The following is a 24927-nucleotide window of genomic DNA, read 5'->3' on the forward strand; positions in this document are numbered from 1 at the left end:
GTACGCATCAATGCGCGCAACTCCGGACCGGCTCGGGCCCCAGGGCGCGCTCCTGCGAGCCTACTTCGCATCCGACGGACGACGAGGTCGAGGAGGACCGGATGCGGCTGAGCGCACAGGGTGCGATCGTGGGTGGGCTCGCGAGCGTCCTCCTGCTGGTCGCGGCGACGCACGCGAGCGCGAGCGGCGGCGAGGCCACGCCGCGCACGCGGCTGACGATGGTGGCCCCGGCGGCTCCCGGCGGCGGCTGGGACGGCTTCGCCCGCGAGGCGCAGCAGGTGCTCCGCACCGACGGCACCGTCGCGGCGCCGCAGGTCGTCAACGTGCCCGGCGCCTCCGGCACGATCGGGCTCGGCCAGGTCGCCCAGATGGGCGACCGCCACGACCTCATGCTCGTCACGGGCGGCGTCATGGTCGGCGGCATCGTCGTCAACGGCTCGAGCGTCGGCTTCGACGACGTCACGCCCATCGCCCGCCTCGCCGACGACTACAACGTGCTCGTCGTGCCGGGCGACTCGCCCCACGAGACGCTCGACGAATTCGTCGAGGCCCTCGCCGCCGACCCCGGCGGCACCGCGATCGCGGGCGGCTCGCTCGGCGGCATCGACCACCTGCTCGCCGGCATGCTCGCCGGAGAGAGCGGCGTCGACCCCGCGGACGTCAACTACCTCGCCTACCCGGGCGGCGGCGAGGTCGTCACCTCGATGCTGTCGCACACCGCCGAGGCGGGGCTCTCGGGCTACAACGAGTTCCGCGACCAGATCGAGTCGGGCAACCTGCGGGCGCTCGCGCTCTCGGCGCCCGAGCCGGTCGAGGGGATCGACGTGCCGACGTTCGTCGAGCAGGGCGTCGACGTGTCGATGGCGAACTGGCGCGGCCTCGTCGCCCCGCCCGGCATCTCGCCGGAGGTCGAGGCGGAGCTGCAGGCGATCGTGCGCGAGCTGCACGCGAGCGAGGGATGGCGCGAGGTGCTCGCGCGCAACGACTGGGAGGACAGCCTCATGATGGGCGAGGAGTTCGAGCGCTTCCTCGAGGACGAGACGGCGCGCACCGCGCAGGTCGTCGCGGAGCTCGGGCTGTGACCGGCGGGACGACCGCCGCGCGCGAGCGGGCCGCGCAGCCGCAGGCGCCCCGGCCGCAGCAGGCGCGACGCTGGTCGACCGGCCGCGGCGAGCTGTGGGTCGCGGGCGGCGTGCTCGCCCTCGCCGGCGCCCTCGCGTCGGGCACCGCGACGATGGAGGTGCCCGACGGCGTCGCGGCGCCCGGGCCGCAGTTCTTCCCCTGGCTCGTCGTGGGGCTCCTCGCGGTCGTCGGCGTCGCCCTCGGCGCGCAGGTGCTGCTGCAGGCGCGGCGCGCGCACGCCGACGGCGGCGCGCCCGCCACGATGTCGAACGACCTGCTCGAGGACCTCGGCGCCATCGACGGCACGAGCGAGCTGCGCATCGTCTCGCCCGCCGATGCGGCGCCCGCGCCGGGGGAGGACCCGGAGGATGACGGGGCGCGCCTCGACGTGCGCACGATCGCCCTCACCGTCGCCGCCCTCGCCGGCTTCGCGCTCGCGCTCACCTGGCTCGGCTGGATCCTCTCCGCCGCGGCGCTCTTCTGGGCGCTCGCGCGCCTGTTCGGCAGCGGCCGGCCGCTGCTCGACGTCGGCGTCGCCGTCATCGTCGCATCCGTCATCCAGCTCGCCTTCGGCGCGGGCCTCGGCCTGCCGCTCCCGGCGGGCATCCTGGAAGGGGTCGTCCCGTGGACCAGCTGACGCACCTGCTCGAGGGCTTCTCGGTCGCCCTCACGCCGAGCAACCTGCTCTTCCTCGTCATCGGCGCCGTGCTCGGCACCGCCGTCGGCGTGCTGCCGGGCCTGGGCTCCGCGATGGCGGTGGCGCTGCTGCTGCCCGTCACGTTCAGCCTCGACCCCACGGGCGCGTTCATCATGTTCGCGAGCATCTACTTCGGCGGGCTGTTCGGCGACTCGACCGCCGGCATCCTGCTCAACACGCCCGGCAACTCCTCGGCCATCGCGACGACCTTCGAGGGGCATCGGATGGCCAAGGACGGCCGGGCTGCGAAGGCGCTCGGCACCTCGGCGATCGGCGCCTTCCTCGGCGGCACGATCGCGTGCGTGCTCGTCGTCTTCTTCTCGCCGGCCATCGTGCGGCTCGCGACGGTCATGGGCCCGGCGGAGTACTTCGCCCTCACCGTGTTCGCGTTCGTCGCGATCGCGGCGGTCGTCGCCGACTCCATCGTGCGCGGCCTCGTGTCGCTCGGCCTCGGCTTCGCGGTCGGGATGGTCGGCATCGACGCGATGTCGGGCGCCGAGCGCTTCACGGGCGGCACGCCGGTGCTCTTCGACGGCATCTCGATCATCGTCGTCACCGTGGGCCTGCTCGCGATCGGCGAGGTGCTGCACGTCGCGGGCCGCATCCGCACGGCGGGCGGCAACGGGCCGTTCCTCAGCCCGAAGGGCTCGCCGCTGCTGAACCGCCGCGAGTGGCGGCAGGCGCTCCCGGCGTTCCTGCGCGGCACCGCGTTCGGCGTCCCCTTCGGCGCGATCCCCGTGGGCGGCTCCGAGGTGCCGACGTTCCTCGCCTACGGCACCGAGAAGCGCCTCGCGCGCCGCCGCGGGGACGCCGACTTCGGCACCCGCGGCGCGATCCAGGGCGTCGCGGCGCCGGAGGCCGCCGGCAACGCGACCGCGGGCTCCGCGATGGGCGCGCTGCTCGCGCTCGGCCTGCCGACCTCCGCGACCGCCGCGATGATGATCGCCGCCTTCCAGCAGTACGGCATGCAGCCCGGGCCGCTGCTGTTCGAGCGCTCGGGCGACCTCGTGTGGCCGCTGCTCGCGAGCCTCTTCCTCGGCCTCGGCATCCTGCTCATCATCAACCTGCCGTTCGCGGCGCTGTGGGCGCGGCTGCTCGTCATCCCGCGCCACTACCTCTACGCGGGCATCGCGGTCGTGGCCATGCTCGGCGTCTACGCGATCTCGTCGCGCGTGCTCGACCTCTGGATGGCGCTCGCGATCGGCGTCGTCGGCGTCATCATGCGGCACTTCTCGCTGCCGATCGCGCCGGTGCTCATCGCCGCGATCCTCGGCCCGATGGCCGAGACGCAGCTGCGCCGCGCGCTCGCCGTCTCGGAGGGCGACCCGACGGCGCTCGTCGCCTCGCCGTTCACGATCGTGCTCTACCTGCTGCTCGCGGCGACCGTCGCGGTGAGCGTCGTGCAGCACCTGCGCCACGCCCGCGCCGAGCGGGCGACGAAGGCGCGGGTGCCGGCCTGATCCGGCGCCCGCGACCGGCGCAGGCGGACGAGGCGCCGGCCCTCGCGGGCCTCAGGCCCTGCCGAGCCGCGCGTAGGCGCCCAGGATGCGCCGCTCCGACTCGGTGAGGTAGCGCTCGAGCTCGGCGGCGGCGGCCTCCGGGCCCTCGTCGACGAGTGCGTCGAGCACGGCGCGGTTGCGGGTGACGAACGGCCGGTGGAGCGACTCGAAGTCGGCGATCGCGAGGAACGCGAGCCGCAGCTCGGCCGAGAGCTGCTCGTGGGCGCGCTCGAGGCGCGGGCTGTCGGAGAGCGAGACGAGCGCGCGGTGGAAGGCCATGTTCGCCGTGCCGACCGTCGCCCAGTCGCCCTGCTCGACCGCTGCCTCGGCGCGCTCGACCTCCTGGCGCATGGCGGCGACGCCCGGGTGCAGCGGCGAGGCGTCGCGGAGCACGCCGCACTCGATCTGGCGGCGCGCCCGATAGATGTCGACGACGTCGGCGGTGGTGGGGGAGGCGACCGAGACGCCGCGGTTGGGCACGTGCTCGACGAGCCCGTGCTGCGCGAGCGCCCGGAACGCCTCGCGGAGCGTGTTGCGGGAGACGTCGAGGCGCGCCGCGAGCGCCGCCTCCGACAGCCGCTCGCCGGGCGCGAACTCGCCCGCGATGATCCGGCGGCGGAGGTCACCGGCGAGGCTCGTGTCGCTCATGGCTCGATCGTAGGGGAGCGGCCCGGAGGATCGTCCGCGCATCCGCAACAGGATGGAAACACGCCGGACCCGCATTGTTCAACAATCGTTGCCACGGTGTCCTACGACGGCTAGGCTCCCCTCCAGCGCACCCCGCGCGCCCGAGCCCACCGACGGAGATGGGAAGACAGATGTCCGACACGCAGCACACGGCGCAGCCGCAGCCGGCAGGCGAGCAGGAGCCGACGGGCGCCGACCGCGCCAAGGCCTTCGCGAAGAGCCGCCGGGGACCGATCCTCGGCGCCATCTTCCTCATGGCCACCTCGGCCATCGGCCCCGGCTTCATCACCCAGACCGCGACGTTCACCGCGCAGCTCGGCGCCGCGTTCGCCTTCGCGATCCTCGTGTCGATCCTCATCGACCTCGCGGTGCAGATGAACATCTGGCGCATGATCACGGTCACCGGCAAGCGCGCCGGCGACCTCGCGAACAGCGCCCTCCGCGGCTCGGGCCACGTGCTCGCCGTGCTCATCATCATCGGCGGCCTCGCGTTCAACATCGGCAACATCGCCGGCGGCGGCCTGGGCCTCAACGCGATGCTCGGCATCGACGCGAAGATCGGCGGCCTCCTCACCGGCCTCCTCGCGATCGGCATCTTCCTGTTCAAGAAGGCCGGCCGCGTCGTCGACATCGTCGTGATGGTGCTCGGCGTCGGCATGATCGCGATGACGATCTACGTCGCGATCGTCTCGAACCCGCCCGTCGGCGACGCCCTCCGGCAGACGTTCCTCCCCGACACGCTGAACTTCGCGACCATCACCACGATCGTCGGCGGCACCGTCGGCGGCTACATCACGTACGCCGGCGCGCACCGCTACCTGGAGTCGGGCCTCACGGGCCCCGAGCACGTCAAGGACGTGCACCGCGCCTCCATGAACGGCATCCTCGTCACCGGCGTCATGCGCTACGTGCTGTTCCTCGCCATCCTCGGCGTCGTCGCCTCGGGCGTCGCGCTCGACCTCTCGAGCCAGGCCGCCAATCCCGCGGGCCAGGCCTTCGGCATCGTCCTCGGCGAGGCCGGCATCCGGATCTTCGGCTTCATCTTCTGGGCCGCCTCCATCACGTCGGTCATCGGCGCCGCCTACACCTCGGCGACGTTCATGTCGGTGTTCTCGAAGCGCCTCTCCGGCGGCTGGCCCCTGCAGCTCGCGACGGTCGCGTTCATCGTCGTCTCGCTCATCGTCTACCTGCTCATCGGCACGGCGCCGGCGGCGCTGCTCGTCTTCGTCGGCGGCTTCAACGGCCTGATCCTGCCGATCGGCCTGACGATCTTCATGTACATCGGCTGGTTCCGGCAGCGCGACGTGCTGGGCGGCTACCGGTACCCCGTGTGGCTGCTCGTGCTCGGCACGCTCGCGACGGCGCTCACCTGGTACATGGGCTCGCAGTCCGTGGTCCCCATCTTCGCCTTCCTCGGCGTCGGCGCGTAGGCGGCGGCCGTGACGACCATCGACCTCAACTCCGACCTCGGCGAGAACGTCCCCGAGCGGATCGTCGGCGACGACGCGGCGATGCTGCGGGTCGTCACGAGCGCCAACGTCGCCTGCGGCTTCCACGCGGGGAGCCCGGAGGGCATCCGGGCGACCCTCGTGGAGGCGGCCACGCGCGGCGTCGCGATCGGCGCCCACCCCGGGTACCGCGACTACGAGGGCTTCGGCCGCGTCGACGTCGAGATCGACGACGCGACGCTGCAGGCCCACGTGGAGTACCAGCTCGGCGCGCTGGGCGCCCTCGCGGCCTCGGCGGGGGAGCGGATGGTCTACGTGAAGCCGCACGGCGCGCTCTACAACCGGATCGCGCACGACGAGGCGCACGCGCGCGTCGTCGTCGCGGCGGTGCGCGCCGTCGACCCCTCGCTCGTGCTGCTGGGGCTCGCCGGCTCGGTGGTGCTCGACGTCGCCGAGGCCGCGGGCCTCGCGACCGCCGCGGAGGCGTTCGCCGACCGCGCGTACACGCCCGAGGGCCTGCTCGTCTCGCGGAAGGAGCCGGGCTCGGTGCTCCACGACCCGGAGGCGGTGGCGGGGCGGATGGTGCGCCTGGCGCAGGAGGGCGTGCTCGAGGCGATCGACGGCACGACCGTCGCCGTGCGCGCCGAGTCGATCTGCGTGCACGGCGACAGCCCCGGCGCCATCGCGATGGCGGAGGCGACGCGCGCGGCGCTCGAGGCCGCGGGCGTCGCGATCGCCCCGTTCGCGGGGGCGCGCTGATGCTCGGCCCGCACGCGCCGGTCGCCACGCCCGAGCAGCTCGCCGCGGCGCGCGAGGCGCGCGAGGCCTACCGCGGCGGCCTCGTGGCCCCCACGAGCGGCGTCGCGCACGGGCTCGTGCAGGCCAACCTCATCGCCGTGCCGCGAGACTGGGCGTTCGAGACGCTGCTGTTCGCGCAGCGCAACCCGAAGTCGTGCCCCGTGCTCGAGGTCGTCGAGCCCTCGGCCGACGGCCGCGTCGAGCCGCGCCTCGCGCCCGGCGCCGACCTCCGCACCGACATCCCCGCCTACCGCGTGTGGCGCGACGGCGAGCTCGTCGAGGAGGTCGCCGACGCGACCGCCGCGTGGGCCGAGCAGCCGCTCGTCGCCTTCCTCATCGGCTGCAGCTTCACGTTCGAGGCCGGCCTCGCCGATGCCGGCATCCCCATCCGGCACCAGGAGCTCGGCACGAACGTGCCGATGTACCGCACCGCGCGGCAGTGCGAGCCCGCGGGCCGGCTCTCGGGCGAGCTCGTCGTCTCGATGCGGCCGATCCCCGCCGACCGCGTGGCCGACGCGGTGGCCATCTCCGGCCGCTTCCCGGCGGTCCACGGGGCGCCGGTGCACATCGGCGACCCGGGCTCGCTCGGCATCGCCGACCTCGGCGCGCCCGACTTCGGCGACGCGCCGGAGGTGCGCGAGGGGGAGGTGCCGGTGTTCTGGGCGTGCGGCGTCACGCCGCAGGCGGCCATCATGGCCTCGCGGCCCCCGTTCGCGATCACGCACGCACCCGGCCACATGATGGTGCTCGACGTGCCCGACGCGGCGTACGCCGCATGACGCGCGTCGTCACCGCGGCCGACACGGCGCTGCTGCTCGAGGCGGCCGACCTCGACGAGGCGATGCGGCTGCTGCCGCGGCTGCGCGAGGCGGCGCTGCCGGGCGTGACCGAGCTCGTCCCCGCCGCCCGCACCATCCTCGTGCGCTTCGACCCGCGCGCCGTCCGGGCCGCCGACCTCGCCGAGCGGCTGCTCGCTGTCGAGCCGGCCGCCGAGCGCGCGGCGAGCGATGCCTCCGTGACCATCCCGGTCCGCTACGACGGCCAGGACCTCGACGAGGTCGCCGGTCTCCTCGGCGTCTCGGCCGAGGAGGTCGTCGCGCGCCACCAGGCCGCCGCGTGGAGCGTCGCCTTCACCGGCTACGCGCCCGGGTTCGGCTACCTCGTCGGCGACGACGACCTCTTCCAGGTGCCGCGCCGCTCGAGCCCGCGCACGCGCATCCCGGCCGGCTCCGTCGGCCTCGCGGGCGCCTTCTCAGGCGTCTACCCGCGCGAGAGCCCGGGCGGCTGGCAGCTCATCGGCCGCACCGATGCGCGCATGTGGGACCTCGGCCGCGAGCCCGCGGCGCTGCTGGCGCCCGGCACCGCGGTGCGCTTCGAGCGCGTCGAGCGCGAGCTCGTCGAGGCGGCGCCCGCCGAGCGGCCCGCCGTCGACAGCGCGCACGCGCTCGAGGTCGTGCGCCCCGGCCTGCAGCTGCTCGTGCAGGACCTCGGGCGGCCCGGCATGGCCGCGACGGGCGTGAGCGCGTCCGGCACCGCCGACCGCACGGCGCTGCGCGCCGCGAACCGCGCGGTGGGCAACGACCCTGGCACGCCCGCGCTCGAACTCGCGGGCGGCGGCGCGGTGCTCCGCGCCCGCGGCCCCGCCGTCGTCGCGATCGCGGGCGGCACGGCCGAGGCGACCGTCGAGGGGCCGGCCGGCACCGCCGCCGTCGTGCACGGCGCGCCCGTCGCGCTCGACGACGGCGACGAGCTGCGGATCGGCGCGGTCACCGCGGGCCTGCGCGCCCTCGTGGCCGTGCGCGGCGGCATCGCGCTCGAGCCCGCGCTCGGCAGCCTCGCGACCGACACGCTCGCCGGCCTCGGCCCGGCGCCGCTCGCCGCCGGCGACGTGCTGCCGCTCCACGGCCCCGCGGCGGCGCCGCACGCGGTCGACCCGGTGCCGGCCGCGCTCGGTGCGCCGCCCGCGCCCGGGCAGGAGGTGCCGCTGCGCATCGTCCTCGGCCCGCGCGCCGACTGGTTCGCCCCGGCGGCGCTCGAGGCGCTCACGGGCCAGGCCTGGCTCGTCACGCCGCGCTCCGACCGCGTCGGCGTGCGACTGGAGGGCGAGCCGCTCGAGCGCGCGCGCGACGGCGAGCTGCCGAGCGAGGGCGCCGTGACGGGTGCGATCCAGGTGCCGCCCGACGGCCAGCCCGTGCTCTTCCTGCCCGACCACCCGCTCACGGGCGGGTACCCGATCGTCGGCGCCGTCGTCGACGACGACCTCGACCTCGCCGGCCAGCTGCCGCCCGGCGCCCGCATCCGCTTCGTCCTCGTCGACGAGCCGCCGATCGACCTCGGAGCCCCCGCATGACCCGCATCCAGACCGTCCTCATCGCCAACCGCGGCGAGATCGCCGTGCGGGTCGCGCGCGCGTGCGCCGAGGCGGGCATCCGCTCGGTCGCCGTGTACGCCGACCAGGACGTCGACGCGATGCACGTGCGGGCCGCCGACGCCGCCGTCGCCCTCGGCGGCTCGACCGCGGCCGAGACGTACCTCGACATCCCGTCGCTGCTCGAGGCGGCCCGCGCCTCGGGCGCCGACGCCGTGCACCCCGGCTACGGCTTCCTCTCCGAGAGCGCCGCCTTCGCGCGCGCCGTCGAGGACGCGGGCCTGACCTGGATCGGGCCGGCGCCAGAGAGCATCGAGGCGCTCGGCGACAAGGTCTCCGCGCGCCGCATCGCGGTCGAGGCGGGCGCGCCGCTCGCGCCCGGCATCGACCGCCCGCTCGAGGGCGCGCACGAGGCGGTCGCCTTCGCCGAGGAGCACGGCCTGCCGATCGTCGTGAAGGCGGCGTTCGGCGGCGGCGGGCGCGGCATGCGCATCGCCAGGACGCTCGAGGAGGTGCCGGAGGCGTTCGAGGCCGCCTCGCGGGAGGCGGTGGGCGCCTTCGGCCGCGGCGAGTGCTTCGTCGAGCGCTACCTCGAGCACCCCCGCCACGTCGAGGCGCAGGTGCTCGGCGACGGCCACGGCCGCGTGGTCGTCGTCGGCGACCGCGACTGCTCGCTCCAGCGCCGCAGCCAGAAGCTGCTCGAGGAGGCGCCCGCGCCGGGCCTCACCGACGAGCAGCGCGCGCGCATCCACGCCGCCGCGCGCGACATCTGCGCGGCCGTCGACTACCGGGGCGCCGGCACGGTCGAGTTCCTGCTCGCCGCCGACGGCACGATCGCGTTCCTCGAGGTCAACACCCGCTTGCAGGTCGAGCACCCGGTCACCGAGATGGTGACCGGCGTCGACCTCGTGCGCGAGCAGCTGCGCATCGCCGAGGGCCGCGGCATCTCGTTCGACGCGACGCCCGCGCCGTCCGGCCACGCGATCGAGCTGCGCGTCAACGCCGAGGACCCGGGCCGCGGCTTCCTGCCGAGCCCCGGTCTCGTCACGGTCCTGCGCGCCCCCGGCGGCCCCGGCGTGCGCTGGGACGCCGGCGTCGAGGCCGGCGACCGCGTCGAGGCGGCGTTCGACTCGCTCGCGGCCAAGCTCATCGTCCACGCGCCCGACCGCGACGCGGCCCTCGTGCGCCTCCGTCGCGCGCTCGGCGAGCTCGAGGTCGAGGGCGTCGCCACCGTCGCGCCGTTCGCGCTCGCCGTGCTCGACGAGCCCGCGTTCTCGACCGACGGCTTCGCGGTGTCGACGCAGTGGATCGAGGCCGAGCTCATGCCCCGCCTCGAGCCGCAGCTGCGCCCCGCGCCCGCGCCCGCGGACGCGCTCCGCCGCGTCGCGATCGAGGTCGACGGCCGCCGCGTCGTACTGGGGCTGCCGGAGGCGCTCCTCGCGGCCGCCGCGGGCGCCGGCGGCGGAGCGCCCGCAGCGCCGGCGCGCGACGAGGCGGCCGTCGAGGCGCCGGTGCCCGGCACGCTCGTGCGCTGGTTCGTCGACGACGGCGCCGAGGTCGCCGAGGGCCAGGAGGTCGCGGTGCTCGACGCGATGAAGATGGAGACGAAGGCGCTCGCGCACCGCGCGGGCACCATCGCGCGGGTGCTCGAGGAGGGCGCGGCGGCCTCGGTCGGGGAGACGATCGCGCGGATCGACTAGCGCAACCGAGTGCGCCCTGGGCGAAGCCAGGGGATGCGTGTCAGCGGCCGGTCGTAGGCTTCTTCGGTGACATCCAGGACCACGAACACCGCCGAGCTGCACGTCCGCGGCGCCCGCGAGCACAACCTCAAGGACGTCGACCTGCGCATCCCGCGCGACGCCCTCGTCGTGTTCACGGGCCTCTCCGGCTCGGGCAAGTCGTCGCTCGCGTTCGACACCATCTTCGCCGAGGGGCAGCGCCGCTACGTCGAGTCGCTGTCGGCGTACGCGCGGCAGTTCCTGGGCCAGGTCGACCGCCCCGACGTCGACTTCATCGAGGGGCTGAGCCCCGCGGTGTCGATCGACCAGAAGTCGACGAACCGCAACCCGCGCTCGACGGTCGGCACCATCACCGAGGTGTTCGACTACATGCGCCTGCTCTGGGCGCGCATCGGCGTCCCGCACTGCCCGATCTGCGGCGAGCGCATCCAGCGCCAGACGGTGCAGCAGATCGCCGACGACCTCATGGACCTGGCCGAGCGCACGCGCTTCCAGATCCTCGCGCCGGTCGTGCAGCAGAAGAAGGGCGAGTTCGTCGACCTGCTGCGCAACCTCGTCGCCACCGGCTACTCCCGCGCCGTCATCGACGGCGAGGTCGTGCAGCTCGCCGAGGCTCCCGCGCTCAAGAAGCAGAACAAGCACGACATCTCGGTCGTCGTCGACCGCCTCGTCGCCGAGCCCGGCATGCTCTCGCGCCTCACTGACTCGCTCGAGACGGCGCTGCGGCTCGCCGACGGCCTCGTGACGATCGACTTCGTCGACGAGGAGGCAGGCACGGCCGCGCGCACGCGCACGTACAGCGAGAAGCTCGCGTGCCCGAACCGCCACCCGGTCTCGCTCACCGAGATCGAGCCGCGCACCTTCTCGTTCAACGCGCCCTTCGGCGCGTGCCCCGAGTGCTCGGGCATCGGCACGCGCATGGCGGCCGACCCCGACCTCGTCATCGCCGACGAGTCGCTGACGCTCCGCGAGGGCGCCATCCTGCCCTGGACGCAGGCGGGCAAGGGCCTCTACACCTACTTCGAGCGGCTGCTCGGCGGCCTCGCCAAGGAGATGGGCTTCTCGCTCGACACCGCCTGGAACGAGCTCGACGCCGACGTGCGGAAGGTCATCCTGCACGGCACCGACGGCAACGTCATGGTCCAGTGGCGCAACCGCTACGGCCGCCAGCTGCGCTACGCCTCCGGCTACGAGGGCGTCATGCCGTACATCCAGCGCAAGCACGCGGAGGCCGACTCCGACTGGTCGCGCCAGAAGCACGGCGAGTACCTGCGCGAGGTGCCGTGCCCCGAGTGCGGCGGCGCGCGCCTCAAGCCCGAGGTGCTCGCGGTCACGGTGCACGAGCGCTCGATCGCCTCGGTCGCCGAGATGAGCCTGGTCGATGCGCACGCGTTCGTGCACGAGCTCGACCTCACGGCCCGCGAGGCCGAGATCGCCGCGGCGGTGCTGCGCGAGATCCGCGCGCGGCTCGACTTCCTCATCCGGGTCGGCCTCGGCTACCTGTCGCTCTCGCGCAGCGCCGGCACGCTCTCGGGCGGCGAGGCGCAGCGCATCCGCCTCGCCACGCAGATCGGCGCGGGCCTCACCGGCGTGCTCTACGTGCTCGACGAGCCCTCGATCGGCCTGCACCAGCGCGACAACCGCAAGCTCATCGGCACGCTCGAGGCGCTCCGCGACCTCGGCAACACGCTCATCGTCGTCGAGCACGACGAGGACACCATCCGCACCGCCGACTGGATCGTCGACATCGGCCCCGGCGCGGGCGAGCACGGCGGCGAGGTCGTGCACTCGGGCACCTACGAGGAGCTCGTCGAGAACGAGGCATCGCTCACGGGCGCCTACCTCGCGGGCCGCGAGCGCATCCCGACGCCCTCCTCGCGGCGGCCGATCGACCCGGAGCGGATGCTGCGGATCGAGGGCGCGCGCGCCAACAACCTCAAGGACGTCTCGGTCGACGTGCCGCTCGGCGTCTTCGTCGCCGTCACGGGCGTCTCCGGATCCGGCAAGTCGACGCTCGTCAACGACATCCTCCACAAGGTGCTCGCCAACGCCCTCAACGGCGCCCGCCAGGTGCCCGCGAAGCACACGCGCGTCACGGGCCTGCAGCACCTCGACAAGGTCATCCACGTCGACCAGGGGCCCATCGGCCGCACGCCGCGCTCGAACCCCGCGACGTACACGGGCGTGTTCGACAAGATCCGCACGCTGTTCGCCGAGACGGCCGAGGCCAAGGCCCGCGGCTACCTCGCAGGCCGCTTCTCGTTCAACGTGAAGGGCGGCCGCTGCGAGGCCTGCCAGGGCGACGGCACGCTGAAGATCGAGATGAACTTCCTGCCCGACGTCTACGTCGAGTGCGAGGTCTGCGGCGGCAAGCGCTACAACCGCGACACGCTCTCGGTGCACTACAAGGGCAAGTCGATCGCCGACGTGCTCGAGATGCCCATCGAGGAGGCGGCCGACTTCTTCGAGCCCATCTCGTCGATCCACCGGTACCTCCGCACGCTCGTCGACGTCGGCCTCGGCTACGTGCGTCTCGGGCAGTCGGCGACGACGCTCTCGGGCGGCGAGGCGCAGCGCGTCAAGCTCGCCACCGAGCTGCAGCGCCGCACCTCCGGGCGCGCGATCTACGTGCTCGACGAGCCGACGACCGGCCTCCACTTCGACGACGTCCGGAAGCTCCTCGAGGTGCTCGACGGGCTCGTCGAGAAGGGCAACACGGTGCTCACCATCGAGCACTCGCTCGACGTCATCAAGTCGGCCGACTGGATCATCGACCTCGGCCCCGAGGGCGGCTCGGGCGGCGGCACGATCGTCGCGACCGGCACGCCGGAGCAGGTGGCCGACGTCGACGAGAGCTTCACGGGCGGCTTCCTCAGGGAGATCCTGGGCGCCGCGGTCCGATGAGGGCGCGATGAGCGCCGCCCGTCCCTCCCGCACCGTCCCGTACAAGCCCGCGCCGGGCACGATCCCGACGGCGCCGGGCGTCTACCGGTTCCGCGACGAGCACGAGCGCGTGCTCTACGTCGGCAAGGCGAAGAACCTGCGGCAGCGGCTCTCGAACTACTTCCAGCCGCTCGAGGCGCTCCACGAGCGCACGCGGCGGATGGTGCTCACCGCCGTGCGCGTCGAGTGGACGATCGTCGCGAGCGAGTACGAGGCGCTGCAGCTCGAGTTCACCTGGATCAAGGAGTACGAGCCGCCCTTCAACGTCCAGTTCCGCGACGACAAGTCGTACCCGTACCTCGCGGTGACGATGGGCGACGACGTGCCGCGGGCGATGATCACGCGCAACCGCGGCATCCGCGGCGCCCGCTACTTCGGCCCGTACACGAAGGTCTGGGCGATCCGCGAGACGCTCGACCTGCTGCTGAAGGCCTTCCCGGTGCGCTCGTGCAGCGCCTCCACCTACGACCGCGCCGAGCGCACGGGCCGGCCGTGCCTGCTCGGCGACATCGGCAAGTGCGCCGCGCCCTGCGTCGGCCGCATCTCGCAGGAGGACCACCGCGGCCTCGCGCGCGAGCTCGTCGCGTTCATGAACGGCGGCGACCAGGCGGTCGTCGACCACATGCGCGAGGAGATGCAGCGCGCGAGCGCCCGGCTCGAGTTCGAGCGCGCCGCGCGCGTGCGGGACCAGCTGCAGGCGCTCGACGCGGTGCTCGAGCGCACGAGCGTCGTGCTCTCGGACCGCGTCGACGCCGACGTCTTCGGCGTCGTCGCCGACGAGCTGAGCGCCGCCGTCCACCTGTTCGCGGTGCGCGGCGGCCGCATCCGCGGCACGAAGTCGTGGGTCGTCGACACCGAGATCGACATGACCGACGGCGAGCTCGCGACGCAGATGCTCCGCATCGCCTACGACGAGGGCGGCGACGCGCCCGCGCGCGAGGTCCTCGTGCCGAAGGAGCCCGACCTGCCCGACGAGGTCGCGACCTGGCTCACGACGCGCCGCGAGGCGCACGGCCTCGGCGGCCGCGTCGACATCCGGGTGCCGCAGCGCGGCGAGAAGCGCCGCCTCGCCGACTCCGCGACCGTGAACGCCGCGCACGCGCTGCAGGTGGCGCGCACGAAGCGCACGAGCGACTACGTGACGCGCTCGCAAGCGCTCGCCGACCTCCAGGAGGCGCTCGGCATGGCCGAGGCGCCGCTGCGCATCGAGTGCTTCGACGTCTCGCACCTCGGCGGCACCGGCGTCGTCGCCTCGATGGTCGTCTTCGAGGACGGCCTGCCGCGCAAGGACCAGTACCGCAAGTTCGCGATCGCGCAGACGACCGACGACACCGACTCCATCCGCCAGGTCATCGCCCGGCGCGCGCGGTACATCGTCGACGGCGACCCGGAGGACACCGGCAGCCGCTTCGCCTACACGCCGCAGCTGCTGCTCGTCGACGGCGGGCGACCGCAGGTGCAGGCCGCGAAGCGGGCGCTCGACGAGGCCGGCGTCCGCGGCGTCGCGCTCGCCGGCATCGCCAAGCGCCTCGAGGAGCTGTGGCTGCCCGACGACGAGTACCCGGTGATCCTGCCGCGCACGAGCGAGGCGCTCTACCTCGTGCAGCGCCTGCGCGACGAGGCGCACCGCGTCGCGATCTCGTACCAGCGGCAGAAGCGCTCGAGCGCCATCGAGACCGAGCTGAGCGGCATCCCGGGCCTGGGGCCCGCACGCGTGCGCGCCCTGCTCAAGCACTTCGGCTCGGCGAAGCGCGTGCGCGCGGCGAGCCCCGAGCAGCTCCAGGAGGTCGCAGGCGTCGGTCCCGCGCTCGCCGTCGCCGTCGCGCGGGCCCTCGGCGCCGATACGATGGTGGCGAGCACCGACGGCGACCAGGGAATCGGAACGTGAACGCGAGAGAGATCGTCATCATCACCGGCATGTCCGGGGCGGGCCGCTCGACGGTCGGGAACGCGCTCGAGGACCTGGGCTGGTTCGTGGTCGACAACCTCCCGCCGACGATGCTCCAGGCGCTCGTCCGCACGGCGGCCGCGCCCGAGGCGACCGAGCCGCAGCTCGCGATCGTCGTCGACGTCCGCGGCGGCACGCTCTTCGACGACGCGAAGCGCTTCATCGAGATGCTCCGCAGCGAGCACAGCGTGCGCATCCTCTTCCTCGAGGCGAGCGACGCCGAGCTCGTCCGCCGGTACGAGCAGGTCCGCCGGCCGCACCCGCTGCAGGGCGACGGCACGATCCTCGACGGCATCCGGCTCGAGCGGAACCGGCTGCAGGCCATCCGCGGCCTCGCCGACGACCTGCTCGACACGACGGGTCTCAACCCGCACCAGCTCACGACGCGCGTGGGGGAGCGGTTCGCGCCCGGCGGCCAGCTCGAGGTCACGCTCACGGTCATGAGCTTCGGCTTCAAGTACGGCACGCCGGTCGACGCCGACCTCATCGCCGACATGCGCTTCCTGCCCAACCCGTTCTGGGTGCCGGAGCTGCGGTCGCACAACGGCACCGACGCCGTCGTGGCCGACTACGTGCTCGCGCAGGAGGGCGCCCAGGAGTTCGCCGACCGGTACGTCGAGGCCCTGCGCCCCGTGCTCGCCGGCTACCTGCGCGAGAACAAGCTGCACGCGGTGCTCGGCATCGGCTGCACGGGCGGCAAGCACCGCTCGGTCGCCATGAGCCAGTACATCGCGGCCCGGCTCGAGGGCACTCCCGGGGTGCGCGTGGCCGTGAAGCATCGAGACCTGGGGCGCGAATGACGAGGGGAGCGGGCGTGGCACTGACCGACGACGTCAAGGAGGAGCTCGCGCGCGTGCGCGTGACGCGACCCCAGACGAAGGCGGCGGAGGTCGCGACCCTCCTGCGCTTCGCGGGTGGGCTGCACGTGATCTCGAGCCGCGTGGCGGTGGAGAGCGAGCTCGGCTCGGCCTCCGTGGCCCGGCGGCTCGCGAAGAGCATCCTCGAGCTGTACGGCATCCGGCCGGAGATCGCGCGGATCTCGTCGTCGTCGAACCGCGCGAGCGGCGCCTACCTGGTGCGCGTCATCGCGGACGGCGAGACGCTCGCGCGCCAGACCGGCCTCATGGATGCGCGGCGCCGCCCCGTGCGCGGCCTCCCGAACAAGGTGACGACGGGCTCGATCGAGGACCTCGCCGGCATCTGGCGCGGCGCGTTCCTGGCGCAGGGCACGCTCTCCGACCCCGGCCGCTCCGCGGCGCTCGAGGTCGCGTGCCCCGGCAACGAGGCCGCGATGGCGCTCGTCGGCGCCGCCGGCCGCCTCGGCATCCCCGCGAAGTCGCGCGAGGTGCGGGGCGCGCACCGCGTCGTCATCCGCGAGGGCGAGCCCATCTCGCGCATGCTCACCACGATGGGGGCGCACGACACCGTGCAGGCGTGGGCGGAGCTCCGGCAACGCCGGGAGGTGCGGGCGACCGCGAACCGGCTCGTCAACTTCGACGACGCCAACCTGCGCCGCAGCGCCCAGGCGGCGGTCGCGGCGTGCGCGCGCATCGAGCGCGCCCTCGAGATCCTCGGGCCCGACGTGCCCGAGCACCTCGGCTACGCGGGCCGCCTGCGGCTCGACCACCGCGAGGCGAGCCTCGACGAGCTCGGCCACCTCGCGACGCCGACGATGACGAAGGACGCCGTCGCCGGTCGCATCCGGCGCCTGCTCGCGATGGCCGATCGCGCCGCGCAGGACCAGGGCATCCCGAACACCGAGGCCGCCGTGCCGGAGGACCTGGACGTCTGATCCGAGGGCGCCGAGCGGTCGATCGCGCACCGCTGGCACGCACCCCCGCGTGGATAGGATCGGAACGACCGCCATGCGCGCCAGGAGCGCGCGAGTGAGGAGAACCGGACCATGACCGTGTACACCCTTCCCGACCTGCCGTACGACTACGCGGCGCTCGAGCCCCACATCTCTGCGAAGATCATGGAGCTCCACCACGACAAGCACCACAAGGCCTACGTCGACGGCGCGAACACCGCTCTCGAGAAGCTGCAGGCCGCGCGCGACGCCGACGACTTCGGCGCCGTCAACAAGCTCGAGAAGGACCTCGCGTTCAACCTCGGCGGCCACACGAACCACACCGTCTTCTGGAACAACCTCTCCGGCGACGGCGGCGGCGAGCCCGAGGGCGAGCTGCAGGCCGCGATCGACGAGTTCTTCGGCGGCTTCGGCAAGTTCCAGGCGCACTTCACCGCCAACGCCACGGGCATCCAGGGCTCCGGCTGGTCGGTGCTCGCGTGGGACTCGATCGCGTCGCGGCTCAACGTCTTCCAGCTCTTCGACCAGCAGGGCAACGTCCCGGTCGGCGCGCACCCGATCCTCATGCTCGACATGTGGGAGCACGCCTTCTACCTCGACTACCTCAACGTGAAGGCCGACTACGTGAAGGCCTTCTGGCAGATCGTGAACTGGCAGGACGCGCAGGCCCGCTTCGACGCGGCCAAGGCGCAGACCTCGGGCCTCATCGTCCGCTGATCCCCCCAATCGTCACCCAGTGACCCGGGGCCCCGGGCACGTCGCCCGGGGCCCCGTCCACCCCGACAGTCAGGAACCCATCCCATGACTATGAAGGTCGCCATCAACGGCTTCGGTCGGATCGGCCGCAACTTCGTGCGTGCAGCGCTTGCCCAGGGCGCTGACATCGACGTCGTCGCGGTCAACGATCTGACCGACAACGCCACCCTGGCCCACCTCCTCAAGTACGACTCCGTCTCCGGTCCGCTCGCCGCCGAGGTCTCCTCGGACGAGGGCTCCATCCGCGTCGGCGACGACGAGTTCCGCGGCTTCGCCGAGAAGGACCCGTCGAAGCTGCCCTGGGGCGACCTCGACGTCGACGTCGTGATCGAGTCGACCGGCCGCTTCACGAAGGTGGAGGACGCCTCGGCGCACCTGACCGCCGGCGCGAAGAAGGTCATCCTCTCGGCGCCGGCCACGGGCAAGGCCCCCACGTTCGTGATGGGCATCAACGAGGACCAGTACGACGCCGAGAACGACCACGTCATCTCGAACGCCTCGTGCACGACGAACTGCCTCGCGCCGCTCGCCAAGGTCTTCCACGAGTCGTTCGGCATCGAGCGCGGCTTCATGATGACGGCGCACGCCTACACGGCCGACCAGAACCTCCAGGACGGCCCGCACAAGGACCTGCGCCGCGCGCGCGGCGCCGCGATCAACATCGTGCCGACGTCGACGGGCGCCGCGAAGGCCATCGGCCTCGTGCTGCCGGAGCTCAACGGCCTGCTCGACGGCTCCTCGTACCGCGTGCCGGTCCCCACGGGCTCGATCGTCGACCTGACGCTCGTCACCCGCGACGGGCTCACCGTCGACGAGATCAACGCCGCGTACCTCGAGGCCGCGAACGGCTCCCTCAAGGGCTACCTGCAGTACTCGGACGAGCCGCTCGTCTCGAGCGACATCGTCGGCAACCCGCACTCGTCGATCTTCGACTCGGGCCTCACCGCCGTCATCGGCAACCAGGTGAAGGTCTCGTCCTGGTACGACAACGAGTGGGGCTACTCGAACCGCCTCGTCGACATCACCGAGTTCGTCGGCGCGAAGCTCTGATCCGCATGGCGATCCGCACGCTCGAGACCCTCGGCGACCTGGCCGGGCGCACCGTCCTCATCCGGTGCGACTTCAACGTCCCGCTCGAGGACGGCCGCATCACCGACGAGGGCCGCATCGTCGCGTCGCTGCCCACCCTCCGCGCCCTGCTCGAGCAGGGCGCGAGGGTGGTGGCGATGTCGCACCTGGGCCGCCCGAAGGGTGCGCCCGAGGAGCGGTACTCGCTGGCCCCCGTCGCGGCCCGCCTCGGCGAGCTGCTCGGCCAGGAGGTCGCGTTCGCGGCCGACACGGTCGGCGAGGACGCGCAGCGCGTGCGGATCGCCCTGCAGGACGGGCAGCTCGCGCTGCTCGAGAACCTGCGCTTCGACCCCCGGGAGACGAGCAAGGACGCGGGCGAGCGGGCCGAGCTCGCCGCGGAGCTCGCCGCCGGCGCCGACGTCTTCGTCTCCGACGGCTTCGGCGTCGTCCACCGCGAGCAGGCGAGCGTCCTCGAGGTCGCCCAGGCGCTCCCGAGCGCCGCGGGCCTGCTCGTCGCGAAAGAGCTCGAGGTCCTGTCGCGCCTCACCGAGTCGCCGGAGCGGCCGTACGCGGTCGTGCTCGGCGGTTCGAAGGTCTCCGACAAGCTCGGCGTCATCGAGCACCTGCTGCCGCGGGTCGACCGCCTCGTCATCGGTGGCGGCATGCTCTTCACCTTCCTCCGGGCGCTCGGCCACGACGTGGCGTCGAGCCTCCTCGAGGAGGACCAGGTGGAGCGGGTGCTCGGCTACATGAAGCAGGCCGAGGAGCTCGGCGTGCAGCTGCTGCTGCCGACCGACGTCGTCGTCGCGGAGGGCTTCTCGGCCGACGCGGCGCACGAGACGGTCGCCACCGATGCGATCGGCGCCTCGCGCTTCGGCGCGAAGGGCATCGGCCTCGACATCGGCCCCGACTCCGCCGCCGCGTTCGCCGAGGCGATCCGCACCTCGCGCACGGTCTTCTGGAACGGCCCCATGGGCGTGTTCGAGATGCCGGCCTTCGCGCACGGCACGAAGGCCGTCGCGCAGGCGCTCACCGAGGTCGACGGCCTCGCGGTCGTCGGCGGCGGCGACTCCGCCGCCGCGGTCCGCGGCCTCGGCTTCGACGACGCGGCGTTCGGCCACATCTCGACCGGTGGCGGTGCGAGCCTCGAGTTCCTCGAGGGCGCCCGCCTCCCTGGACTGGAGGTACTCGGATGGTGACCCGCATCCCCCTCATCGCCGGCAACTGGAAGCTCAACCAGGACCACCTGCAGGCCATCGCGCTCGTGCAGAAGCTGGCCTGGACGCTGCAGGACGGCAAGCACGACCACGCGGCGGTCGAGGTGGCGGTCTTCCCGCCCTTCACCGACCTCCGCAGCGTGCAGACGCTCATCTCGGCCGAGCGGTTCGAGCTGCGCTTCGGCGCGCAGGACGTCTCGGAGCACGAGTCGGGCGCCCACACGGGCGAGGTCTCGGCCGCGATGCTCGCGAAGCTCGAGTGCTCGTACGCGATCGTCGGCCACTCCGAGCGCCGCCAGGACCACGCGGAGACGGATGCCATCGTCGGCCGGAAGGCCGCCGCGGCGCTCCGCGCGGGCATCGTGCCGGTGATCTGCGTCGGCGAGACGGCCGAGGACCTCGAGCAGCACGGCGCGTCCGCGGTGCCCGTGCAGCAGCTGCGCGACGTGCTCGCCGAGCTGCCCGATGCCGGCGAGATCGTCGTGGCCTACGAGCCCGTCTGGGCGATCGGCTCCGGCCAGGCGGCGACCGCCGAGCAGGCCCAGCAGGTCTGCCAGGCGCTGCGCGCCGCGATCGCGGAGGGCCGCGGTGCCGAGGCGGCCGAGGCCACCCGCATCCTCTACGGCGGCAGCGTGAAGTCGGGCAACATCGCCGGCTTCATGCGCGAGCCCGACGTCGACGGCGCGCTCGTCGGCGGCGCGAGCCTCGACGCGGCGGAGTTCGCGGCGATCGCGCGCTTCCGCAGCCACGTCGGCACCTGATCGCTCGCAGCGCCGCTGGCCTCCCCGCGACCGGGAAGGCCTGCGCTAGACTGCCCGTTGCACTTCCCGCGGCCTGACCGCGGAACCGGAAAGAGGGCTAGTGGAGATTCTCCAGATCATCATGCAGGTGATCCTCGGCATCACCTCGGTGCTGCTGACGCTGTTCATCCTGCTGCACAAGGGCCGCGGAGGCGGCCTCTCCGACATGTTCGGCGGCGGCGTCACGTCGTCGCTCGGCGCCTCGGGCGTCGCGGAGCGCAACCTGAACACGCTCACGGTCGTCGTCAGCCTCGCCTGGCTCGCGTCGATCGTGGTGCTCGGCCTCATCACGAAGTTCGCGGGGATCTGATGGCATCCGGTGGCAGTGCGATCCGTGGCTCGCGCGTCGGCGCGGGCCCCATGGGCGAGCAGGACCGGGGCTTCCACGCCGAGCGCGTGGCCGTCTCGTACTGGGACGCGATGGGCAACGAGACCATCCGCTACTTCGCGGCCGACCTCCCCGAGGACGAGATCCCCGAGGTGATCGACTCGCCGTCGACCGGCCTGCCCGCGGGCCGCGACAAGGCGAACCCGCCGCAGGTGGCGAAGAACGAGCCGTACAAGACGCACCTCGCGTACGTGAAGGAGCGCCGCACCCCCGAGGAGGCGGTGCAGCTGCTCGACGAGGCGCTGCAGAAGCTGCGTTCCTCGGAGGGCCGCGCCTGATACGACGCGCGCTGACGCGACCCGCACGACGAAGCGGCCGTCCCTCCTCGGAGGGCGGCCGCTTCGTCGTGCGGAGCCGCGGTTCAGGCCACGAGCGACGCGGCCTCCGCGTCGGCCAGCAGCAGCGTCTCGACGCGCCCGCGGGCGTGTGCGACGGGCGCGGTCGCCGCGTCGGCGTCGCCGAGCGCGAGCCGCACGGACTCCGCCTTGTCGGCGCCGGCGACGATGAGCCACGTCCGCTCGGAGGCGGCGATCGCGCCCAGCGTGAAGCTCAGCCGCTCGGGCGGCGGCTTGGGGGAGTCGCGCACGGCGATCACCCGCTCGCCCGGCTCGTCGACGCCCGGCATCCCTGGGAAGAGCGACGCGATGTGCGCGTCCGGCCCCACGCCGAGCAGGGTGACGTCGACGGGCCCGAGCCACTCGAGCACCGAGGTGGCGCGCAGCGCCGCCTGGTCGAGCGTCGTGCCATCGGCCGCGGGCAGCTCGTGCACGTGGTCGGCGGGGATCGGCACGCGGTCGAGCAGCGCCTCGCGCGCCTGCACGGCGTTGCGATCGGGGGAGTCGGCGGCGACGTAGCGCTCGTCGCTCCACGTCACGTGGAGCCGCTCCCAGTCGACGTCCCGCTCGCCGAGCGCCGCGAGCAGCTCGATGCCGACGCTGCCGCCGGTGACCGCGACGAGCGCGCGGCCGCGCGCCGCGATCGCGTCGGCGATCGCCGCGGCGAGGCGGTCGGCGGCGTCCGCCACGAGGGCGGCGCGGTCGGCCGCGACGTGCAGCTCGGCGCTCACGCGGCGGCCCGCTCGTCGGCGTGCGAGGCGATCGCGAGCAGCACCTGGCGGTACATGTCGTCCGCGTCGAGCTTGCGCAGCTCCTCGGCCAGCTGGTCCTCGAGGCCGCGGGTCGAGAGCGCCACGTGGTGCTCGGGCTGCCCGGGCTGCGCGAGGATGCCGACCGAGTCGCGCACGCGGGTGAGCGACGAGTCGCCGCTCGGCCGGTGCAGCTCGACCGCGTGCAGGCCGCTCGAGCCGACGGGCGCCTCGCCGGCGTCCTCCAGCTCGACGTCGACGCCGAGGCGCAGGCGCAGCCACGCAGCCATGAGGTGCGTGCTCGGGTTCGCGAGGTCGCCGGAGACCCTGCCCGACGTCACCTGCTCGAACGGCGGCTGGTCGAGCAGCGCCGCGAGGTGCGCGCGCCAGTTCGTCAGCCGCGTCCACGCGAGGTCGGTGTCGCCGGGCGCGTAGCAGCCGGCCAGCCCGAGGATCGCTGCGCGCGGGTCGGCCTGCTTCGCCGAGTCGGTGATGCGACGCTGGGCGATCTGCCCGAGCTGCGACCCCGAGGGGAGCGTCGGCATGAAGCTCGGCCACCACGCCACGACGGGCGCGTCGGGGAGCAGCAGGCCCTGCACGATGCCGAGCAGGTGGCTGCCGAGCTCGCCGTAGCACTGCAGCAGCACGACCTCGCTCGCGCCCGCGTCGGCGCCCACGCGGAGCTCCGCGTCGAGGCGCGCCTCCTCGCCGGCGTTGACGTGATCGGGGTTGCGGGAGACGACGATGACGCGCATCGGGTGCTCACGGGAGGCGGCGTTGGCGGCGCGGATCGCCTCCTCCTCGCCGCCGATCTGCGTGTGCACGACGAGCGTGAGCACGCGGCCGAGCGCGACGACGCCGCCCTCGTCGCGGATCTCGAGCATCCGCTTCTGGACCTCGGCGGTCGACGTGCGGGTGAGTCGGATGATCACGGTCGCCTCCAGTGCCTGCCGTCGCGCGCGAGCAGCTCGTGCGCGCTGCGCGGTCCCCACGAGCCGGGCTCGTACTGCTCGACCGGGCCGCCCTCGGCCTCCCAGTGCTCCTCGATCGGATCGAGGATGCGCCACGAGAGCTCGACCTCCTCGTGCCGCGGGAAGAGGGGCGGGTCGCCGAGCAGCACGTCGAGGATGAGGCGCTCGTACGCCTCGGGGCTCTCCTCGGTGAACGCGTGGCCGTAGCCAAAGTCCATCGTCACGTCGCGCACGTGCATGCCGGGGCCCGGCACCTTCGAGCCGAAGCGCATCGAGACGCCTTCGTCGGGCTGGACGCGGATGACGAGCGCGTTCTCGCTCATCGTGCGCAGGTCCGACGGCTCGAACAGGTACTGCGAGGCGCGCTTGAAGACGATCGCGATCTCGGTGACGCGGCGGCCGAGGCGCTTGCCGGCGCGCAGGTAGAACGGCACGCCCGCCCAGCGCCGGGTGTCGACCTCGAGCTTGATGGCCGCGTACGTCTCGGTGCCCGAGTCGGGCCGCATGCCGTCCTCGTCGAGGAAGCCGCGCACCTGCGCGCCCCCGTGCCAGCCGCCGCCGTACTGGCCGCGGGCCGTCGACTCGCCGAGGGGGCCGGGCACGCGTGCCGCGCGCAGCACCTTCTCCTTCTCGAGCCGCAGGTCGGCGGCCGCGAACGAGACGGGCTCCTCCATCGCCGTCAGGGCGAAGAGCTGCAGCAGGTGGTTCTGGATGACGTCGCGCGCGGCGCCGATGCCGTCGTAGTAGCCGGCGCGGCCGCCCACGCCGATGTCCTCGGCCATCGTGATCTGCACGTGGTCGATGTGGTTCGCGTTCCAGATCGGCTCCCACAGCGCGTTCGCGAAGCGCAGCGCGAGGATGTTCTGGACCGTCTCCTTGCCGAGGTAGTGGTCGATGCGGAAGACGCTGTCGGGCGGGAAGACCGACTCGACGACGTCGTTGAGCTCGCGCGCCGAGGCGAGGTCGTGGCCGAACGGCTTCTCGATGACGACGCGCTTCCAGCGGTCGCCGTCGGCCTGCGCGAGGCCCGAGCGCTTCAGCTGCTGCGTGACGAGCGGGAACGCGTTGGGCGGGATCGAGAGGTAGAAGGCGTGGTTGCCCATCGTGCCGCGGCTCTCGTCGAGCTCGGCGAGCACCTCGGCGAGGCGGTCGAAGGCCGCGTCGTCGTCGAAGTCGCCCTGCACGAAGCGGATGCCCTCCGACAGCTGCCGCCAGACGGACTCGCGGAACGAGGTGCGTGCGTGCTGCTGCACGGCCTCGCGCACGACCTCGGCGAACTGCTCGTGCGTCCAGTCGCGGCGGCCGAAGCCGACGAGGCCGAAGCCGGGCGGCAGGAGGCCGCGGTTCGCGAGGTCGTAGACGGCCGGGAGCAGCTTCTTGCGCGCGAGGTCGCCCGTGACGCCGAAGAACGTCATGGCGTTGGGGCCGGGGATGCGCGTGAGGCGCTGGTCCGAGGGGTCGCGCAGCGGGTTGACGCCGGGGCCGACGGCGGCTGCCCCGGCGGGGGCCGCGGCGACCGGGGTCGGCACGACCGGTGCTGGGCCGCCCGCGACCGGGGCCGCCGTGGCGGCCCCGGTCGTCGTG

22 protein-coding genes are annotated in these 24927 nt (G+C 73.5%); 18 read left to right on the top strand and 4 right to left on the bottom strand.

Translation table 11 applies throughout. The features are described from left to right. The first annotated feature begins 101 nt into the window (after positions 1-101). The 3 genes from IEW90_RS07605 to IEW90_RS07615 are packed head-to-tail and all read left to right on the top strand — an operon-like array spanning position 102 to position 3279. The gene (locus IEW90_RS07605; protein ID WP_188717559.1) at positions 102-1082 is read left to right on the top strand and encodes a Bug family tripartite tricarboxylate transporter substrate binding protein; all 981 of its coding nucleotides are present in this window, start codon (positions 102-104) and stop codon (positions 1080-1082) included. Beyond that, entirely contained in the window at positions 1079-1759 is a 681-nt protein-coding gene (locus tag IEW90_RS07610; protein ID WP_188718121.1) for a tripartite tricarboxylate transporter TctB family protein, read from the top strand. The genes IEW90_RS07605 and IEW90_RS07610 overlap by 4 nt, the downstream gene beginning before the upstream one ends. Then, positions 1747-3279, top strand: a complete 1533-nt coding sequence (locus IEW90_RS07615; RefSeq protein WP_188717560.1) for a tripartite tricarboxylate transporter permease — start codon at positions 1747-1749, stop codon at positions 3277-3279. Before IEW90_RS07610 ends, IEW90_RS07615 begins: the two co-directional genes overlap by 13 nt. Before the next feature lie 51 nt (positions 3280-3330). Here the strand turns inward: IEW90_RS07615 and IEW90_RS07620 are convergent, their stop codons facing one another. Further along, entirely contained in the window at positions 3331-3966 is a 636-nt protein-coding gene (locus tag IEW90_RS07620) for a GntR family transcriptional regulator (protein WP_229679539.1), read from the bottom strand. Between the two features lie 293 nt (positions 3967-4259). Between IEW90_RS07620 and IEW90_RS07625 the strand changes: the two genes are divergently transcribed. The 15 genes from IEW90_RS07625 (at position 4260) to IEW90_RS07695 (ending at position 21566) form a co-directional block, all read left to right on the top strand. After that, positions 4260-5435 carry an NRAMP family divalent metal transporter gene (locus tag IEW90_RS07625; protein WP_229679615.1) on the top strand — a complete coding sequence of 392 codons (1176 nt, stop codon included), beginning with the start codon at positions 4260-4262 and terminating at the stop codon, positions 5433-5435. 9 nt (positions 5436-5444) lie between these two features. Beyond that, positions 5445-6212, top strand: a complete 768-nt coding sequence (locus IEW90_RS07630) for a LamB/YcsF family protein (RefSeq protein ID WP_188717563.1) — start codon at positions 5445-5447, stop codon at positions 6210-6212. Then, positions 6212-7030, top strand: a complete 819-nt coding sequence (locus IEW90_RS07635) for a putative hydro-lyase (RefSeq protein WP_188717564.1) — start codon at positions 6212-6214, stop codon at positions 7028-7030. Before IEW90_RS07630 ends, IEW90_RS07635 begins: the two co-directional genes overlap by 1 nt. Beyond that, positions 7027-8601: a 5-oxoprolinase subunit B/C family protein gene (locus tag IEW90_RS07640; protein ID WP_188717565.1), complete on the top strand. Its 1575-nt coding sequence runs from the start codon at positions 7027-7029 to the stop codon at positions 8599-8601. Before IEW90_RS07635 ends, IEW90_RS07640 begins: the two co-directional genes overlap by 4 nt. A gap of 5 nt (positions 8602-8606) precedes the next feature. Next, positions 8607-10319 (top strand): acetyl/propionyl/methylcrotonyl-CoA carboxylase subunit alpha, encoded by a 1713-nt coding sequence (locus IEW90_RS07645; protein WP_188718077.1) that lies wholly within the window; start codon positions 8607-8609, stop codon positions 10317-10319. A 66-nt stretch (positions 10320-10385) separates the two neighbouring features. Next, complete coding sequence (gene uvrA, locus IEW90_RS07650) at positions 10386-13262, top strand: excinuclease ABC subunit UvrA (protein ID WP_188717566.1); 2877 nt, start codon at positions 10386-10388, stop codon at positions 13260-13262. A 7-nt stretch (positions 13263-13269) separates the two neighbouring features. After that, positions 13270-15189: an excinuclease ABC subunit UvrC gene (gene uvrC / locus IEW90_RS07655; RefSeq protein WP_188717567.1), complete on the top strand. Its 1920-nt coding sequence runs from the start codon at positions 13270-13272 to the stop codon at positions 15187-15189. A 29-nt stretch (positions 15190-15218) separates the two neighbouring features. Next, the gene (gene rapZ / locus IEW90_RS07660) at positions 15219-16049 is read left to right on the top strand and encodes an RNase adapter RapZ (protein ID WP_188718078.1); all 831 of its coding nucleotides are present in this window, start codon (positions 15219-15221) and stop codon (positions 16047-16049) included. Positions 16050-16063: 14 nt separating this feature from the next. After that, positions 16064-17041 carry a DNA-binding protein WhiA gene (gene whiA / locus IEW90_RS07665; RefSeq protein WP_188717568.1) on the top strand — a complete coding sequence of 326 codons (978 nt, stop codon included), beginning with the start codon at positions 16064-16066 and terminating at the stop codon, positions 17039-17041. A gap of 111 nt (positions 17042-17152) precedes the next feature. Continuing rightward, positions 17153-17776 (top strand): superoxide dismutase, encoded by a 624-nt coding sequence (locus tag IEW90_RS07670; RefSeq protein ID WP_188717569.1) that lies wholly within the window; start codon positions 17153-17155, stop codon positions 17774-17776. 84 nt (positions 17777-17860) lie between these two features. Next, the gene (gene gap / locus IEW90_RS07675; RefSeq protein WP_188717570.1) at positions 17861-18865 is read left to right on the top strand and encodes a type I glyceraldehyde-3-phosphate dehydrogenase; all 1005 of its coding nucleotides are present in this window, start codon (positions 17861-17863) and stop codon (positions 18863-18865) included. 5 nt (positions 18866-18870) lie between these two features. After that, positions 18871-20082 (top strand): phosphoglycerate kinase, encoded by a 1212-nt coding sequence (locus IEW90_RS07680; protein WP_188717571.1) that lies wholly within the window; start codon positions 18871-18873, stop codon positions 20080-20082. Next, complete coding sequence (gene tpiA / locus IEW90_RS07685; protein ID WP_188717572.1) at positions 20076-20861, top strand: triose-phosphate isomerase; 786 nt, start codon at positions 20076-20078, stop codon at positions 20859-20861. The genes IEW90_RS07680 and tpiA overlap by 7 nt, the downstream gene beginning before the upstream one ends. Before the next feature lie 100 nt (positions 20862-20961). Further along, positions 20962-21210 carry a preprotein translocase subunit SecG gene (gene secG, locus IEW90_RS07690; protein ID WP_188717573.1) on the top strand — a complete coding sequence of 83 codons (249 nt, stop codon included), beginning with the start codon at positions 20962-20964 and terminating at the stop codon, positions 21208-21210. Further along, entirely contained in the window at positions 21210-21566 is a 357-nt protein-coding gene (locus IEW90_RS07695; protein ID WP_188717574.1) for an RNA polymerase-binding protein RbpA, read from the top strand. The genes secG and IEW90_RS07695 overlap by 1 nt, the downstream gene beginning before the upstream one ends. Positions 21567-21649: 83 nt before the next feature. Here IEW90_RS07695 and pgl read toward each other — a convergent pair whose 3' ends face one another. From pgl to zwf, 3 genes are read right to left on the bottom strand one after another with little or no spacing between them, the layout of a single operon-like run. Beyond that, entirely contained in the window at positions 21650-22354 is a 705-nt protein-coding gene (gene pgl, locus IEW90_RS07700) for a 6-phosphogluconolactonase (protein WP_188717575.1), read from the bottom strand. Then, positions 22351-23304: a glucose-6-phosphate dehydrogenase assembly protein OpcA gene (locus tag IEW90_RS07705; protein WP_188717576.1), complete on the bottom strand. Its 954-nt coding sequence runs from the start codon at positions 23302-23304 to the stop codon at positions 22351-22353. Before IEW90_RS07705 ends, pgl begins: the two co-directional genes overlap by 4 nt. After that, positions 23301-24872 (bottom strand): glucose-6-phosphate dehydrogenase, encoded by a 1572-nt coding sequence (gene zwf, locus IEW90_RS13825; RefSeq protein ID WP_229679616.1) that lies wholly within the window; start codon positions 24870-24872, stop codon positions 23301-23303. The genes IEW90_RS07705 and zwf overlap by 4 nt, the downstream gene beginning before the upstream one ends. Positions 24873-24927: the final 55 nt, after the last annotated feature.

This window comes from Agrococcus terreus, assembly GCF_014645235.1.
In the GTDB taxonomy this organism is placed as follows: domain Bacteria; phylum Actinomycetota; class Actinomycetes; order Actinomycetales; family Microbacteriaceae; genus Agrococcus; species Agrococcus terreus.